Origin of the sequence: Actinoplanes sichuanensis, from assembly GCF_033097365.1 — a bacterium.
Lineage (GTDB): Bacteria > Actinomycetota > Actinomycetes > Mycobacteriales > Micromonosporaceae > Actinoplanes > Actinoplanes sichuanensis.
The window spans coordinates 4,775,066-4,790,593 of the sequence record NZ_AP028461.1; the positions used below are offsets into that span (position 1 = coordinate 4,775,066).

Genomic DNA, 15,528 nt, shown 5'->3' on the forward strand with positions numbered 1-15,528 from the left:
CGGCCGGCGTCCAGTCGGGAGGTGACACCCACCGACCGTCGAAGCCATCTACGATCCTCGTTCAGGCCACCCGGCGCCCCGGGCGGCCACCCACGACGAAGGACGCATCACATGCCGCAGGAGACCGCCGCACCGCAGACCGTGAAGATCGTCGCGGGTGGACTGGCGCTGCTCGGCGTGCTGAACATCGGCCGGGTCGTCGTGCAGACCGCTGTGGCGTACGGCGACTGGGCCGACGGCCCCCTGATGATGTACCTGTTCCTCAACGCGATTCCGGTCGCCGCCTCGGTGTTCCTGCTGCCCCTGGCCTATCAGCTGGTCCGCGGCCGGTCGTGGGCGTACATCACGGCCATCGTGCTGGTCACCATGGGCTGTGTCTTCGGCGCGCTCATGCTGCTCGCCGCCCTCGCCGCAGACGGTCTCCCGCTCCTCGGGCTCGTCATGTTCACCGCGCCCGTCGCCGTACTGCTGGGACTGATCATCCCCTCCTCGGTGCGGGCCTTCTTCGCCGACAAGCCGGCACCCGCCTCGTACCCCGTGTCCGGTTTGTGAGACAGCGCACGCGATGCCGGACTGGCACAAAACCGTGAGAATCACCGGGCGCGGACGACTCTAGGCTCCCAACGTCAAGATCACCATGCACGTTGGAGACACCATGTCCACCCGCACCATCGCGCTCCTGCTCGCCGGCGCCGGCCTGGCCCTGAGCACCACCGCCTGCACCGCCACGCCGACCACACCCACCGGTGCGCCGCCGAGCCGGTCGTCCACTCCCACCGGCCCATCGGACGGTCCGAGCGGGTCAGCGACTCCGGTGGCACAGGTGCGACTCGCCGACGAGGGCGCACACCCGTTCCAGGTGGCGCTGCTGAACCTGAAAGCCTCGGACGACGCCGGGAACCCCGCCGCCGACGACCGGGACCGGCTCACCTGCGGCGGCAGCCTGCTCGACGAACGCCACGTGCTGACCGCCGGCCACTGCTTCGACGTCGAAGGCGAGAACCCGCCCGACCCCCTGAAAGACATCCAGGTGGTGGTCGGCCGCACCACTCTCAGCAGCGGAAAGGGGCAGGTGCGCGGGATCGCCGACATCCAGGTGCATCCTCGCTACAGCACGCGGCCGCTCGCGAACGACGTCGCCGTGATCACCCTCGACGAGCCGGTGACCGGCATCGAACCGGTCACCCTGGTGCCGGCGGGCGACGACTCACACCGCGCCGGCAGCCCGGCGACCTTCACCGGATGGGGTGCCGTGGAGCCACAGCGCGACGGCGACGCCTTCGAACTGTCCTACTCCGACCGGATGAAGCAGGCCACAGTGCCGCTACTGGCCGACAAGGCCTGCAAGTCGGCCTACCAGAAGCACCCGGATCACGCCGCGCCGAACCTGCGGGTGTCGCTGTGCACCAGCACCGCCGACGAGATCGGCCACTGCCTCGGTGACAGTGGGGGCCCGTTGTTCGTCACCGACGGGGACCGGGTCGTCCAACTGGGCGTCGTCAGTTTCTCACCGGGATGCGGTGATCCCCGGTATCCGAGCGTCTACGCCCGGCTGAGCAACAGCGACATCAACGCCTTCGTACGGAAGGCCGCCGGCTCGAACGGGTAACCGATGCTCACCGCCGACCAGACGCGCGAATCGCGACACGGAAAAGGCGCCCGTCTGGTCGGCAGCGGTTCTGATCCACCTCACCGAATGCAATCATCGGCGTACCGAGACATCCGTTCGGTATGAACGATGCAGAACGCCTGCCGCCGTTATGCCGATAGCATTCGGTCCATGACCACTCCTGGCCGCCGGCGGCGACCGTTGGACACCTCCCACACAACGGGGGCGCCCATCCGTCGAAGGCCGGCCGGGCGGGCCGACGGCCTTCGGACGCGCCCCGATGACAGCGCGAATCCGATCGGACCTCGGATTGTCTCTGCTTTGACGATGCTCACTGCCGTGTGCGCGCTCCTGATATCTGGAATGTCGCTGCAGGTGACCAAGAAAGAACACCTGACGAGCCGGTTCTCCAACGCGATCGAGCAACTGGGCAGCAAGGAACCGGACACGAAGGTCGGCGCGATCTACGCCCTGGGGCGACTCGCCCTCGAATCGGGCGAGGACCGGCTGGTCATCACCGATCTACTCATCGACTTCGTCCGAGCGAAGACTCAGATGGATGGTTCGCAGATCGATCCGGCCAAGGTCTGTCGAGAGGGAGATGCCACACCTCGCGATGTCGTCGCGGCCCTCCGGCTGCTGCTCTTCGACCTCGTGGATGAGCGGCGAGTACACCGGGTGGATCTTCGGCGAGCGTGCCTCAAGGGGGTCGAATTCCCCGGCGCCGACCTCACCTGCGTGAGTATGGAAGGCGCCGTCGTCTACACCTCGGTTTTCGTGGAAGCGAACTTCGTTCGAGCGTCGTTGTCGTCCGCGCAACTGGAAGGTAGCGATTTCCGGCGAGCCGACTTCACCGGCGCGCTGGCCCATCGCACGGAGTTCGGCATCGGGATCGACCCGGTCATGGCCCCGGCCGACCTACGGGAAGCGAACCTGCGGGATGCGGACCTCTCCCGAGCGAAGGTCATCAGCGTTGATCTGTCGGGTGCGGATCTGACCGCGACCGTTCTTCGTGAGGCCGACCTGCGCGACACCGTGGTCAGCGGAGGGGTCCTGCCGACTTTCGTCGACGATGCGACGAATGTGCCTCCGGGGGTAAAGGGAACGCTCTCCAATGCACCGGCGGCACCGGGCAGGAATTGCCCGACGTGGTCGGTACCCCCGCCGGGTTGCCCGGAAACAGGAATTCCGGTTCCAGATTGGCTACGCTGCTGGTTGAGGGAACGGACCTGAGCATCCAGCGAAGGAGGAGGCCGTGCCGGGGAAGACCGAATCAAACAGGTTCGAGAGCGCGGCATCAATCAGCGAGATGGCTGCTATCGACGCTGCCGCCGACAACGCGGATCTGCCGAGCGGGTTCTACACGCTGATCTGCGATTCCAGCGTCATGGAGCATTTACCGAAGACAAGTCAACCGAAATACCCAAAATGCGAACACGGCTATTCCAGAAAACACTGGAAGCTGGTCAGCAACGTCAGCGACCCGCATGGCGGGCCGGACGGCACCGTCGATGCGTGAGCTTCCCCGGCCGTCAGAACCGCCCGAAGAACTCTTGATCGCGTCCTGGTAACCGAGGAGAGCCGGCCACCATGGTTGTGGAGTCCACCAACTTGATCTCCGACGTCAAAGCTCGGGCCTGGTCCGAGACCTACCTCGGCGGTAGCCCCGAGACCGAGAGACTGGCGTTCGACCGGCTCGCCCGCGACATCATGAGAGTTCAGCTCCGCAACCGTAAGGTCGCGAGCGCGCACGGCGTACCGCATGCGATCGGCCGTGCCCTCCACGTCAAGGCGACCCTCGCCGTCGAGGACGCCGAGCTGAAGTTCCTCGACCTGCCGCCCGAACTCCGGGTCGGCTTCGCCCAGCCCGGCGCTCGATACCCGGTCGCGGTGCGTTTCTCCAACGCCTCGGGGACCGCCAAGCCGGACACCTCCCCCGACCTGCGCGGCGTCGCGCTTCGCATCACGGTGTCGCCGGACGAACAGCACGACCTGCTCGCCACCAACTATCCGGTGTCCCACGCCCGCGACGCCTACCAGTTCGTACGGTTCGCGACCGCGACCGCCGGCGACGGGCCGTCCCGGGTGGCCCGCCTGATCCGTCTCGCCGCCACCACCGGACCGACCGAGACGCTGCGCATGATCGGCAATGTCCAGGCGGGCCGCAGCAGCAAGGTGTTCAGCGTCGCCAACGAGACGTACTGGAGCCGTGGGGCGATCACCTGGGGCGACGACCTCGCCGTCCGCTATCTGCTGCGCCCGGCGCCCGGCACACCGCCCGGACCCGAACCGGCCGTGCACGACCCCGACTACCTCTCCCATGAGGCGGCACGACGCCTCGCTGCCGGCGACATCCGCTTCGAACTGTGCATCCAGCGGTTCCGCGACGAAACGTCCACACCGATCGAGGACGCCGCCGTCGAATGGCTGGAACGTGCCGCGCCGGCCGAGCCGATCGCCGTCCTCACCATCCCCGCCCGACCGGCCGTCGAGGTGAACGCGCTGGACGGCATGAACTTCAACCCGTGGAACACCACGGACAGCTTCCGCCCCCTCGGCAACCTCAACCGGGTCCGCAAAGCCGCCTACGACGCCAGCGCGGCACACCGACACCAGCTGCGGTGGCAGACCGAGACACCGCCGCGCAACGTGGTGATCGGCCGGGCGGTGGGCTCGGCGTTCCGGCTCGTCAACCGATTCGTACCCTGGCACCGCCTGAGCACCCGGCTGGGCCTGCTCAATCTGGACGCGCTGCGCCAGGTCCTGCGTCAGTCGAACCTGATCGACACCGAACCGCGCGAGGCACCACCCACCGCACGCCCGGTCCCGGCACCACCGGACGAGACCGCCCGCGTCCGGCGCACCTTCGACGGCACCTCCAACGACCTGTCCGAACCGCGGATGGGATCGGTGGGCTCCGCGTTCGGCCGCAACCTGAAACCGGACTACCGCCCCGACCTCTTCGACGAGCCCAACCCGATCGTGGTCAGTCGCGAGTTGCTCCACCGCGAGACGTTCAAACCGGCCACCTCGCTCAACCTGCTGGCGGCCGCCTGGATCCAGTTCCAGGTCCACGACTGGGTCAACCACGCCCGGCACCCGCTGGGCAAGAACGACATCGTCGTACCCCTGCCGCCGGACGCCCCTCGCTGGTCGAACACGGCCGGCGGGCCGCCGGAGTCCGAGATGCGCATCGCCGGCAACATCAGCCTGGGCGTGGCACCGGACGGCACCGAACGACTCTTCGCCAACGCGGCGTCACACTGGTGGGACGGATCCGAGCTGTACGGCGGTGACAAGGCCAGTGCCGACGCACTCCGCGAGGGCGCGAAACTGCGGCTGACCGACGCCGGGTATCTGCCCCAGGACGTCAACGGGTTCGAGCTCACCGGCTTCAACGAGAGCTGGTGGCTGGGGCTCAGCGGCCTGCACACCCTGTTCGCCCGGGAGCACAACGTGCTCTGCGACGAACTGCGGGCCCACTACCGAGGCTGGAGCGACGACCGGGTCTACCACACCGCCCGGCTCATCGTCGCCGCGCTGATCGCGAAGATCCACACGGTGGAGTGGACGCCGGCGATCCTGGCCACCGAGGTGATCGACCTCGGCCTGAAGAGCAACTGGAACGGGCCGCCCGCACACGACTGGCTCACCCGCCTGGGCATGTGGGCCGTGGACCAGCACGCCGCGGTGGGTATCCCGTCCACCGAACCGGACCACCACGGCGTCCCCTATTCGCTGACCGAGGACTTCGTCACCGTCTACCGGATGCATCCGCTGCTACCCGACGACTATCAGTACCGCGACCACCGGACCGGCGAGGACCTCGGCCACCGGGACTTCCTGCAGATCCAAGGCAGCGCCGCCGACGACGAACTCCGCTCGATCGGGCTGGAGAACATGCTCTACTCGTTCGGCCGGTCCCATCCCGGGGCGATCACCCTGCACAACTACCCGCGCTCGCTACAGGCCTTCGAACGCAACGGTGAGCGGATCGACCTGTCCGTCGTCGACCTGGTGCGTACCCGGCGGCGTGGCGTCCCGCGCTACAACGACTTCCGGGCCGGACTGCACCGGCCGCGCATCAAGCACTGGGAAGAACTGTGCACGGATCCCGAGTCGGTGCGACGGCTCCGCTCGGTGTACCGGAGCATCGATGAGGTCGACACGATGGTCGGGCTCTTCGCCGAACCGCCGCCCGACGGGTTCGCCTTCTCGGACACCGCGTTCCGCGTCTTCATCCTGATGGCCTCACGCCGGTTGCAAAGTGACCGCTTCCTCACGGCCGACTTCCGCCCGGAGATCTACTCGCCGTTCGGTCTCGACTGGATCGCCGGCAACGGCATGACCAGCGTCATCCAGCGGCACTGCCCGGATCTCGCGGCACTGCTCCCCCGGGACGTGAGCGCCTTCGCACCCTGGCGGCCGGTGCAACCACGATGACGATCTCCGAGACCCGCGCCGGGTTCGACGCCCTGTTCGGACGACCCCTGCTGGAAACGATCTTCCGCCGCCGTACCCACCGCGTCAGCCGCGGCAGCTCGGTACCGGCCGGGTCGATGAGCTACGAGTCGGCCGAGCAACGCCTGCCGCTGACCGAACTCGAGGAGGCCGTCCTCATCGCGTTGACCGGCTGCACCGGACTCACGATGCCCGACCGTCCGTTGGTCGATCCGCGCGACGGCACCCCGATCATGTCCAAGCCCAACCTGAACATGGCGGGACGCACAGCGGGCAGTCCCGACAACGCCCAGGGCACGTCATTCTTCCTGATCAACGACACCGGCACCTACTTCCTGCGCCAACTGCCACCACCGGCCGACGCGGGCTCACTACTGGACCCCGACGACCTGGTCACCCGCGCCCGGGCGGCCAAGGTGCAGCTGCTCGACCATCGCATCGACGTCCCCGACCGGAACTTCCCCGCCTACCTGGACTCCAACCGGTTCCTGTCCAACCTGCCGGGAACCACCGTCCTGTTCCCCGTGGTCGACCTGTCCCGCCAGTACATCAACGGCCTGATGTATCTGCTCACCCAACCGGACGGCGCCCGTCCCACCATCGTCGACGACCGCAACTTCTACCGCACGGCCGGAGTCAAGGACTGGGTCCGCAACGGCTTCCTCAACCGGAAGATCAAGTTGCCACTCGGCGCGATCGGTCCGATGCGCACCCAGATCGAGGCCGACCTCCTCCTGCAGAACCTGATGCTGGGCGCCGAGGCGATGGGGCTGGGCGCGTGGATCCACGGCTCCATCTCCCCGCCCGTCATGCTGGGCCACCCGAAATATCGCAAGGCGTACGGCTCGATGCTCGGCTTCGACTGGGTCACCCCACCATGGCGACCGTCCGACCTGCTGCGCTGGCAGATCCCGGTGCCCTGGCAGGCGTCGATCCGAGCCGACGCCGTCGGCCTCCGTCACCAGGGCGAATACCTGATCAAGGCGATGTGCCCGCCGTTCTACGACACCATGGCCGACGCGGTGGCCGCCGTCGTCGCCGACAAGTTCGGCCCGGACGGGATCTACACCGACGACGCCCTCTTCGCCCGGATCTACCAGGGCGAATTCGGCGCCAAGTACCTCGCCGAGGCCAGCGACTACGCCGCCGACGTGATCGCCTGCGCCACCGACATCTGCACCTACATCTACGAGACCCACCGGCGCTTCCCGGCCCACTGCGAGGCGATCCATGTACCGGGCGTCTGGATCCAGGCACACCACGTCGACGAGCCCTACTACGACCGGTTCTTCACCACACCGCTGACCGACGCCCACCGTGACCACGACCGGGCCTGGCACCCGACGTCATAGGTCCGGGTTCAAGGCGACCCGCCAAGTGGCGGCGAACGACGTTCCCCGGGTACCGAAGGTCCACTCGCCGGGCCGACCGGTCGGTGCGGCCCGCTGCACCGGCGCGGTCGCCGACGACTCGGCGAGACGGTCCAGTCCGGTACTCGGCTTCAGGAACTGCTCGCCGCTGTGCACGTACAACGCCATCGGCTCCGCGTCGAGGAGAGCCTGCACGTAGAACTGCTTACGGAACACCACATTGTCGGAGAACCCGATACCCAGGGCGTCGCGCTCACCGACGTAGACGTCCATGCGGAAGACCGGGTCGCGGGAAGCGGCCAGATCGGCGTCGAGCCAGCCCTCCCAGACCAGCCGATCCGGCCCCGCCCACACATTCGTCTGACCGCCGCATTCCGCCAACGGCCGGCTGAGCTCGACATCCCGCCCGGGCAACGGGTCGTCGAGGCGACCGCTGCGGAACGGCCCGTAGCAGTTCTCCGCCTCGACGCTCTGATGGAACAGCTCGAAGTCGACGTACAGCGGCTTGATCGACACGCCCAGGTAGAACTCGCTCCGGCCGAAGACGTTGCCGCCACGACTCACCTCCGCCTCGTCGAGCCACAGGCAGACCCGATGCGTGCCATGGAAGAACCGCATGGCGATCTCGTACGTCTCACGCGAGCTCACCAACGAGTCCCGGCCACCGTGGCACTTGTGCACGAACGTACGCGGAGAACCCGGCAACTGGGCCGCCACCTGCTTGACCAGTCCGTCGCTGCGGTTGAGCAGCGAGCCCTGATCGATGAGGCTGACCATCCGATTGGCGAACGTCGCACTCCGGATGCCGTAGCTCTGGTAGTTGGTGCCGACGACGGTCAGGATCCGCTGCGGATCGAACCACGAGGAGATGCCGAGGAAGGCGGTACCGCACGGGTCGAACGACGCCAACTCGTCGGCGGCCTCGCGCACGCCGGGGATCAGGTCGCCCAGCCATCGCGGCAGCAGGTTGAAGGCGATGCCCCGGTGCGGGGTGCCGAGCGTGACGATGCGGTGCACCAGCCGGCCCGCGTCGCGGCCGGACTCCGCCATCGCCTGCAGCGCCGCGTTGACCACCAGGCCGCCCATACTGTGGGCCACGATGTCGACGCCGTCGAACCTCTCCCCTCGGCCGGCCGCACACTCGGCGATGATCTCGATGAGGCGGACCAGGCCCGCCCCGAAGCGCTCCATCGTCCGCGGCCGCAGATCGTAGTAGCGGTAGACCCACATCGTGCCCGCGACACCGTCGGCGAGCACGCGCGCGGCGACGGTGGGGTCGAGAACCACGGTCCCGGTGAGGATCGACTCGTCGAAACCGACCGCGTCCGGTGCGGCGACGATCTCGTCGGCGTAGTAGCCCACGACGTTCGTGGCGTCGCGGTACCGGTAGCGATGCGCTTTCATGGCGCGGAGCACGAAACCCTCATAGATGTAGTTCTCGCCCCGGCGTCCCGGGTAGACCGTGCCCTCGTGGAAGCCCTGATAACCGCTGGCCTGCTCGTCACCGACATCCGGTCCCCCGAAACCACGGATCAGAATGAGCGGCCGGGGATTCTTCGAACGTGTCATCCGTCAGCACCTAGAATTTCAGCCCGGGAAGGAACAGGGACAATACGCTGGCGATGAGTGGCGCCAGGAGCGCGTAGTTGGTTCGCACCGATTCCCACAGCCCTCGCGGCAACTGGATGAGCCGCTCCATGCGGTCCCGGTTCGCGTGCCAGAACTCGTCCGGCACGTTCGCCACCGGTATCGGGCACAGGGCGTCGCGCAGATGCCGCTTGTAATCGTTGAACGACACGTGAGTCGGCAGGTAGATGAAGGACAGGACCACGGTCAGCAGGAGCCCGTACAGGATCACCAGACCGAGCGGAAAGGCGGTGCTCTTCGGTGAATGCGCCAGAAAGGCGACCCGGAAAGCGGCGACGTCGAGAATCGACACGACCACGACCGCGCTGATCAGAACGGTGATCTTCTGCAGGGTCCGGGTCATGTAGAGCACGTCGGCGATCAGCGCTCCGACAGGCAGCGGCTCCCACTGCTGCAGAGCGCAGTGCGAGCCGACCCGGATCACCCAGGACCGGATCCGCCACAGGCTGACCAGTCCGGGAGCGATCGTCACGAGCATCATGACCTGGAGGATCGCCCGGCGGTACGGGTTGCCGTACAGTCCGCTGTGCACCGTCGGGTAGATGTGCTCGGCCATCCGGAACATCCCTGCGATGATCAGCATGGCTACCACCGCGGACCATACGCAACCCGTCCCCACCCGGGCCCGGACCTCGGTGCGAACGGCCCACAAGGCGCTGAAGAGATTGAGTCGCAATGCGACCTCGAATCCGACCACCGCACTCCAGATGGCGAACTCCGGAGTGTCGGCGAAATTCTTGCTGAGTGACGTGGCTCCGGACTGATACCTGGCGATGCCGCATCCGATCGCGAAACCCACCAGGGTCAACGCGGCCGTGTCGAGCCCGGCCCGCTGAATGAGCGGGTAGGCATCTTTCATCTTCACGTCAGTCATCGCCGTTCTCGCTCGGACGCCAGGGGCAGGCTATCCGCCGGGAACGTACCTATTTCAGGACTGAAGTTGTTTTACGCCTTTCGGGTCGATCATCCTTCTCGGAATACCGCACATCCTCAAGCCGCGTCGAGCCGGTCCAGGTGCTCACCGAAGGAAGCCACGAGACTCGCCAGGACCGCCTCGCCCTTCTGCACCGTCGCCGCCGAGGGCCGACCGATCACACCGCTGCTCGTGTAGCCGGCCATGCCTTCGATCAGAAGGTGCGGCCGTACGCCCGCTTGATGATCTGCAGAATCGAAGCCGTCGCGCAGCGCATGGGGTAGAACGGCCAGCAGGACGGAGGCCTCGAGCTCTTCTCCAGTCCTCCCGGCTGGGGAACAGGGTCATGGATCTGGCGTCGGTGGCGTTCGCCGTCTGGACCACGTTGCCGAGGAAGTAGTTCCCGCCGTGGCCGTTCACGATCGCCAGTTTCCGGATTCCTTGAGCGGCCAGGCCGGCGACCACATCCTCGACGATCGCGGTGACGGTCCGGTGGCTCAGACTGAGGGTTCCCGGCCAGGCCGCATGCTCGTGCGAGTAGGACATGGTGATCGGGTCGTGGCCAGCGTGATCAGGTTCATGACGGCGCTCCCGGCAGGGTGGCCCCGGCCTTTCTCACCGCAGGCCCGAGAACAGGTCGCCCTCCTCCGCCGGGGCGCCGGTGTCGTCGTGCACCCGCACGTAGCACTCGGTGCCCATCACGTCGGCGAACACCTGGCGGCCGAGGCTGAGGAAGAACGCCCCGTCGCCCTGGCTGGCGTGCGCCGACAGCGCGTTGAACTTCTGCTCCAAGACGTCGGCCACGTCGATCCAGACGGTGATCTCCTCGTCCGGCCAGCCCATCGGCTGCTGCTCGCCGGAGTCCGGGCCGTCCAGGCCGATGCCCATCTCGCGCATCCGCTCGCCGATCCGCTGCATCGCCGAGCGCGGCAGCGCGCTCATGTACACCTTCGCCGGGCCGTCGGAGACCAGGTCGACCGCGGCCATCGTGACCCGGTGCACCTGGATGTGGTCGGGATGGCCGTAGCCGCCGTTCTCGTCGTAGGTGAGCAGCACGTCCGGTCGGTAGGTCCGGATCAGCTCGGCGAGCCGCTCGGCGGCCGTCGGCACCGGGGTGGCCCAGAACGACTCCGGCGCCTCGTTGGTGGCCCACCCCATCATCCCGGAGTCGTGGTAGTCGAGCATCTCCAGGTGGGTCACCTTCAGCTCGGCGCAGCTCGCCTCCAGCTCCCGGCGTCGCAGGGCCGCGACCTGCTCCGGGTGGTGGCCCGGCTCGCCGGGTTTGACGCCGCCCGGCCCGTCCCCGCACCGGCCGTCGGTGCAGGTGACCACCACGGTGGTGACGCCTTCGGCGGCGTATCGGGCGAGCGTGCCGCCGGTGCTCGTCACCTCGTCGTCGGGGTGGGCGTGCACAGCCATCAGGGTCAGTGGGCGATCGCGCATTCGCCCACCCTAATGCTCGATCCACCGGCGCGGCTCCGCCCCGTCATTCGGGTCCCAGGGCTTTGCGCAGCAGTGCCGTCAGCTGGTCCTGCTCGCCCGGGGACAGGCGCGCGACGGCCGTACGGGCGAAGGTGAAGTTCGCGGCGAATCGATCGTTGAGTTCGTCGCCGCGTGGGGTGCGCGCGACCAGGCGGCCCCGACGGTCGCGGGGGTCCGGTTCGCGGGTGACGAGGCCGAGTGCCTCCAGGCGGGTGACGATCTGGGTGATGTTGGAGGCGTCGCAGCCGAGTTCCTCGGCCAGTGCGCCCATGCCGCGTCGCTCGTCGAGTCGCCCGAGCACGCAGGCCTGGGCGGGGCTGAGGGACAGCTCGGCGGCGGCCACCTCGTAGGCGCGGTCGTAGACGTCGACCATGTCGAACAGCGCGGCCTCGGCCTCGGACGAGGTGGTCACGGGTTTGTTCGGTACGGCCACGCGCCCCAGCCTAGAACAGTTACTTGATTCGCTCAAACAACTGTGCTTCGATAATGCTTGATCCGATCAAGTAATCATGGGGGTTCGATGAACAGCACCGACATGAACGCGATCGTCCTCGACCGGTTCGGCGCGGCCGCAGAGCTCACGCCACGCCGGATCCCACTCCCGGCGGTCGGCGACGACGACGTACTGATCCGGGTCCAGTTCGCGGGTGCCGCCTCCTGGGACACCGAGGAACGGGAGGGCCACTACGACAACATGTTCGGCATCCCGACGACCTTCCCGTACGTCCTCGGGTGGGACGCCGCCGGCACGGTGGCCGCAGTCGGCCGCAACGTCACCCGGTTCGACGTCGGCGACCGGGTCTACGCCGCCACCATGCCGGCCGCGCGCGGCGGCTGCTACGCCGAGTTCGTCGCCGTCGAAGCGGAATTCGTAGCCCACGTACCCGACCGGCTGCCGACCGACCAGGCCGGCGCGATGGCCTGGGACGCCGTGACCGCGCTGAGCGGCCTCGACACGCTCGGCCTGCAGCCCGGCGAGACACTCATGATCTTCGGCGCGAGCGGCGGCATCGGACACATGGCCGTCCAACTGGCGCGTCACCACGGCGCCCGCGTGCTGGCCGTGGTCTCCGGCGACGACGGCGTCGAACTGGCCCGACGGTCGGGCGCCGACCACGTGGTCGACGGACACCGCGAGGACGTGCCGGCCGCGGCCCGCGAGTTCGCCCCCGACGGACTGGACGCCGCCCTGGTCACCGGCGGCAGCGCAGCCGCCGAGAAGGCCCTGCACACCGTTCGGGAGTCGGGCCGGATCGCCTGGCCGAACGGCGTCATGCCGGTGCCGGCGACACCGCCGGGCGTGACGGCGTCGGCCTTCGACGGCGACCGCAGCCGCACCACCACCGACCGGCTGAACGCCATCATCGAGGCGAGCACCTTCCAGGTCCACCTCGCCGGGACCTTCCCCCTGGAGCAGGCCCGGGAGGCCCATCTCGCCCTGGCCGGGCACTACGTCGGCAAACTGGCCCTCAGCGTGAGTTGACGACTCGGGCGCTGCGCACGAGGTGGACGGCGCCGTGAAGGAGCACGTTGAGGATCGCGGGCGCCACCATCACCAGGTGCCGCACGAGGATGTGGGCGTCGTCGAGCATGTAGGGGTCCCACAGGAACGGAATCGACCACGGCATACCCAGCGCGGTCAGGGCCAGCATCGGCAACAACAGCGGAGCTCCGAACGGCGCCAGCACCACATACGCCAGCAGGAGTACGAGAACGGTGACGGCGTGGAGACGGAGCCGCCGACGCGCCTTGCCCAGGTTCATTGCTGCACCTTAAGGGGGCGCCGCCAGTTGGCGTACTGTGCGCGTGGTGAGCGATGCGAGCGAAGATCAGAACAGTGGTGCACGTGTGCTGGAGTCGCTGCTCGCGGCGGTCGCACGATGGACCGACATCGGCAGCCGGCCCCGCCTGACCCTCGACCGATGGAACAGTCTCACCGCCGCCGAGGCGAAGGCGTACCAGGACGAAAGCATCGCCGCCGTTCGTGCCGTCGCCGACTGGCGGTCGGTGACCGACCAGATCCGCGAGCTCGGCCGGCTGCGGTACGAGCCGGCCGTTCCGACCTTGATCGAGCTGTGGCAGCAGTGCCCGATCAACCCGGTCCAGGTGGCCGCGGCCCACGCGCTCTTCGACATCGGCACCGCCGAGGCCCGCGACACCCTGCGGCAGGGCATCCACGACCACGACCATCTGGGCCGGTTCATGGCCCTGAAGGTCATGTTCACCGATGACGGGACGGCCTGGGACAACGTCGGCCACCTGTTCTCCGACGAATGCCTGACCACCGCGGCCGGGCAGGCGGCCGCGGGCGAGGCGCTCGGATTCCCGGCCGTGACCCGCGAGCTGGTCGCGCAGGACCACCGCTGGCTCGAACTGTGTGTCGCTCTCCGCGACCACGAAGACCTGGGCCGGCAGGCCCGCCAAGCACTCAAGGACGCCGATCCCGCCGTCACCGGTCCCGCACTGGACGCGGCCCGGGCCAGGCGGGTGGCGCAGACTGCGACACCCGACGGCAAGCGCCTACGGCCGGGTGATCTCGTCGCACGCTATCGGGACGGGGATCACCGAGGGGTGTGGCGTGACCTCGGAGCCGTCGCCCACCTCGACGACGTGTGGCGCGCCGAGGCCGAACAGGTGGCCGCGCTGACCATGGACCGTGTCCGGCAGAACGCCGCCGCCCTCACCGCCGCTCTCATCGCGCGCGGCTGGCCGGTCAGCCAGGAGCAGGCGCTACCCGGCCCCGCCGCCGACATCGAGGACCGGCTGCGCCGGCTGGAGCAGATCACCGGATCACCCGTGCCTCCGGCGCCGGCCGCCTTCTGGCGCGTCGTCGGAACGATCGACCTCGTGCCCCGCACCACCTGGGACGGCCCGTTCCCGTCCGGCATTCCCGCCCAACTCGCGGTCGCCGATCCGCTGGAGATCATCGATCTCGAAACGGCGTGGTTCGACGTCGAGGAGTGGGAGGAGGAATCGGCGGAACTGCATCCCGAACTCGCCGGCCCGTTGGCGATCACCATCGCCGCCGACTACTGGCACAAGGCCGATATCAGTGGTGGTTCCCCGTACTCGGTCCGGCTGCCCGACACCGGCGCGGATCCGCTGGTCCGCGACGAGGAACACGGCCTCAGCTTCACCGACTACCTTCGTCACGCCTTCGCCGGAAAGGGCTTCCTGCGGCTCGACCGGCAGGACGAATGGGTCGCCCACGGCATGACCCGCGACCAGCTCGCGGAGTTGACCGGCTGGCTGGACGGCGTCGACTATCGGCATCTGGACTTCTGAGGGCCCCGGCGTACGCTCGGGGCCATGGCTCGCTGGAATCCATTCAAGACGAAGCGAGCCACTGGCGAGCAGCTGTATGCGGCCGGCCGCTTCGAGCAGGCTCGTGCGGCGTTCGCCGCGGCCATCGCCGAGAATCAGCAGCGGCTCCAGTCGCGCCCGGACGACCTGGAGCTCAACGCGGCGATCGCCCGTGACCTGCACAATCTGGGGCTGTGCCTGGGCGGTCTGCGGCGTTTCGGCGAGGCGGCCAAGGTCCTCGCCGGTGCCGCCACCATTTTCGAAAGCATCGAACAACACGACGATCCGGTACGGCGAACGCTGTGGCAGTCCTTGCGGGCCGGCACGGTGCAGAGCCTGGCCGGTGCGCTCGGCGATGCCGGCGACCTGTCTCAGGCGCTGGTCGCCAGTCGCCAAGCCGTCGACCTGCGTCGCGGCCTGCCGACCGTCGAGGACACCGAGATGGCTCGTACGCTGCGCATGTTCGCCCACGTGCGGGCCGAGGCGGGCGTGGAGCTGGACGAGGCGATGAGCGCCGCGAACGACGCGCAGACGCGGCTCATGAACGCGATCAGCCGGTCCCCCGACATGGCCACGGTCGAGGAGATCTACACGACCGAGCTGGTCATGGCCCGTGTCCTGGCCCGTCAGGGCAAGACCGCGGAGGCGCAGCGGGTGGAGGCTCTGGCCCGCTCCCGGCACCTTGACGCGCTGCCCGCGATGATGCGCAACCAGCAACGTCCGCCCGGTCAGTAGCGCACCGG

15 protein-coding genes and 1 pseudogene are annotated in these 15,528 nt (G+C 68.3%); 9 read left to right on the forward strand and 7 right to left on the reverse strand.

Annotated elements, in window-relative coordinates; genetic code table 11:
- The first annotated feature begins 111 nt into the window (after positions 1-111).
- The 6 genes from Q0Z83_RS21950 to Q0Z83_RS21975 all read left to right on the forward strand — a co-directional run bounded on the left by Q0Z83_RS21950 (position 112) and on the right by Q0Z83_RS21975 (position 7,422).
- Positions 112-552 (forward strand): hypothetical protein, encoded by a 441-nt coding sequence (locus tag Q0Z83_RS21950; protein ID WP_317795836.1) that lies wholly within the window; start codon positions 112-114, stop codon positions 550-552.
- A gap of 103 nt (positions 553-655) precedes the next feature.
- On the forward strand, positions 656-1,609 hold the full coding sequence (locus Q0Z83_RS21955; protein ID WP_317795837.1) for a S1 family peptidase: 954 nt from the start codon (positions 656-658) through the stop codon (positions 1,607-1,609).
- 363 nt (positions 1,610-1,972) lie between these two features.
- Positions 1,973-2,842: a pentapeptide repeat-containing protein gene (locus tag Q0Z83_RS21960; protein WP_317795838.1), complete on the forward strand. Its 870-nt coding sequence runs from the start codon at positions 1,973-1,975 to the stop codon at positions 2,840-2,842.
- 22 nt (positions 2,843-2,864) lie between these two features.
- Positions 2,865-3,128 carry a hypothetical protein gene (locus tag Q0Z83_RS21965; RefSeq protein ID WP_317795839.1) on the forward strand — a complete coding sequence of 88 codons (264 nt, stop codon included), beginning with the start codon at positions 2,865-2,867 and terminating at the stop codon, positions 3,126-3,128.
- A 71-nt stretch (positions 3,129-3,199) separates the two neighbouring features.
- Positions 3,200-6,052, forward strand: a complete 2,853-nt coding sequence (locus Q0Z83_RS21970; protein ID WP_317795840.1) for a peroxidase family protein — start codon at positions 3,200-3,202, stop codon at positions 6,050-6,052.
- Positions 6,049-7,422: a hypothetical protein gene (locus Q0Z83_RS21975; RefSeq protein WP_317795841.1), complete on the forward strand. Its 1,374-nt coding sequence runs from the start codon at positions 6,049-6,051 to the stop codon at positions 7,420-7,422. The genes Q0Z83_RS21970 and Q0Z83_RS21975 overlap by 4 nt, the downstream gene beginning before the upstream one ends.
- Here the strand turns inward: Q0Z83_RS21975 and Q0Z83_RS21980 are convergent.
- The 6 genes and pseudogenes from Q0Z83_RS21980 to Q0Z83_RS22000 all read right to left on the reverse strand — a co-directional run bounded on the left by Q0Z83_RS21980 (position 7,417) and on the right by Q0Z83_RS22000 (position 11,915).
- Positions 7,417-9,009, reverse strand: coding sequence for an esterase/lipase family protein (locus Q0Z83_RS21980; RefSeq protein ID WP_317795842.1), 1,593 nt, complete (start codon positions 9,007-9,009; stop codon positions 7,417-7,419). The two genes, Q0Z83_RS21975 and Q0Z83_RS21980, sit on opposite strands and share 6 nt — an antisense overlap.
- A gap of 10 nt (positions 9,010-9,019) precedes the next feature.
- Positions 9,020-9,961 (reverse strand): hypothetical protein, encoded by a 942-nt coding sequence (locus Q0Z83_RS21985; protein ID WP_317795843.1) that lies wholly within the window; start codon positions 9,959-9,961, stop codon positions 9,020-9,022.
- Between the two features lie 116 nt (positions 9,962-10,077).
- Entirely contained in the window at positions 10,078-10,296 is a 219-nt protein-coding gene (locus Q0Z83_RS55875) for a hypothetical protein (RefSeq protein ID WP_396349890.1), read from the reverse strand.
- A 109-nt stretch (positions 10,297-10,405) separates the two neighbouring features.
- Positions 10,406-10,546 (reverse strand): annotated as a pseudogene (locus tag Q0Z83_RS55880) (creatininase family protein); the annotation flags it as partial.
- A gap of 69 nt (positions 10,547-10,615) precedes the next feature.
- Positions 10,616-11,443, reverse strand: coding sequence for a PIG-L family deacetylase (locus Q0Z83_RS21995; RefSeq protein WP_317795845.1), 828 nt, complete (start codon positions 11,441-11,443; stop codon positions 10,616-10,618).
- 43 nt (positions 11,444-11,486) lie between these two features.
- Entirely contained in the window at positions 11,487-11,915 is a 429-nt protein-coding gene (locus Q0Z83_RS22000; RefSeq protein ID WP_317795846.1) for a MarR family winged helix-turn-helix transcriptional regulator, read from the reverse strand.
- An 87-nt stretch (positions 11,916-12,002) separates the two neighbouring features.
- On the opposite strand from Q0Z83_RS22000, the gene Q0Z83_RS22005 reads away from it, so the two are divergent.
- A complete protein-coding gene (locus Q0Z83_RS22005) occupies positions 12,003-12,965 on the forward strand; it encodes a quinone oxidoreductase family protein (RefSeq protein ID WP_317795847.1) in 963 nt (320 codons plus the stop codon).
- On the opposite strand, the gene Q0Z83_RS22010 is transcribed toward Q0Z83_RS22005, so the two are convergent.
- Positions 12,952-13,245 (reverse strand): hypothetical protein, encoded by a 294-nt coding sequence (locus tag Q0Z83_RS22010; RefSeq protein WP_317795848.1) that lies wholly within the window; start codon positions 13,243-13,245, stop codon positions 12,952-12,954. The two genes, Q0Z83_RS22005 and Q0Z83_RS22010, sit on opposite strands and share 14 nt — an antisense overlap.
- A 46-nt stretch (positions 13,246-13,291) precedes the next feature.
- On the opposite strand from Q0Z83_RS22010, the gene Q0Z83_RS22015 reads away from it, so the two are divergent.
- Both Q0Z83_RS22015 and Q0Z83_RS22020 read left to right on the forward strand, forming a co-directional pair.
- The gene (locus Q0Z83_RS22015) at positions 13,292-14,767 is read left to right on the forward strand and encodes a HEAT repeat domain-containing protein (RefSeq protein ID WP_317795849.1); all 1,476 of its coding nucleotides are present in this window, start codon (positions 13,292-13,294) and stop codon (positions 14,765-14,767) included.
- 24 nt (positions 14,768-14,791) lie between these two features.
- Positions 14,792-15,520: a hypothetical protein gene (locus Q0Z83_RS22020; RefSeq protein ID WP_317795850.1), complete on the forward strand. Its 729-nt coding sequence runs from the start codon at positions 14,792-14,794 to the stop codon at positions 15,518-15,520.
- Positions 15,521-15,528: the final 8 nt, after the last annotated feature.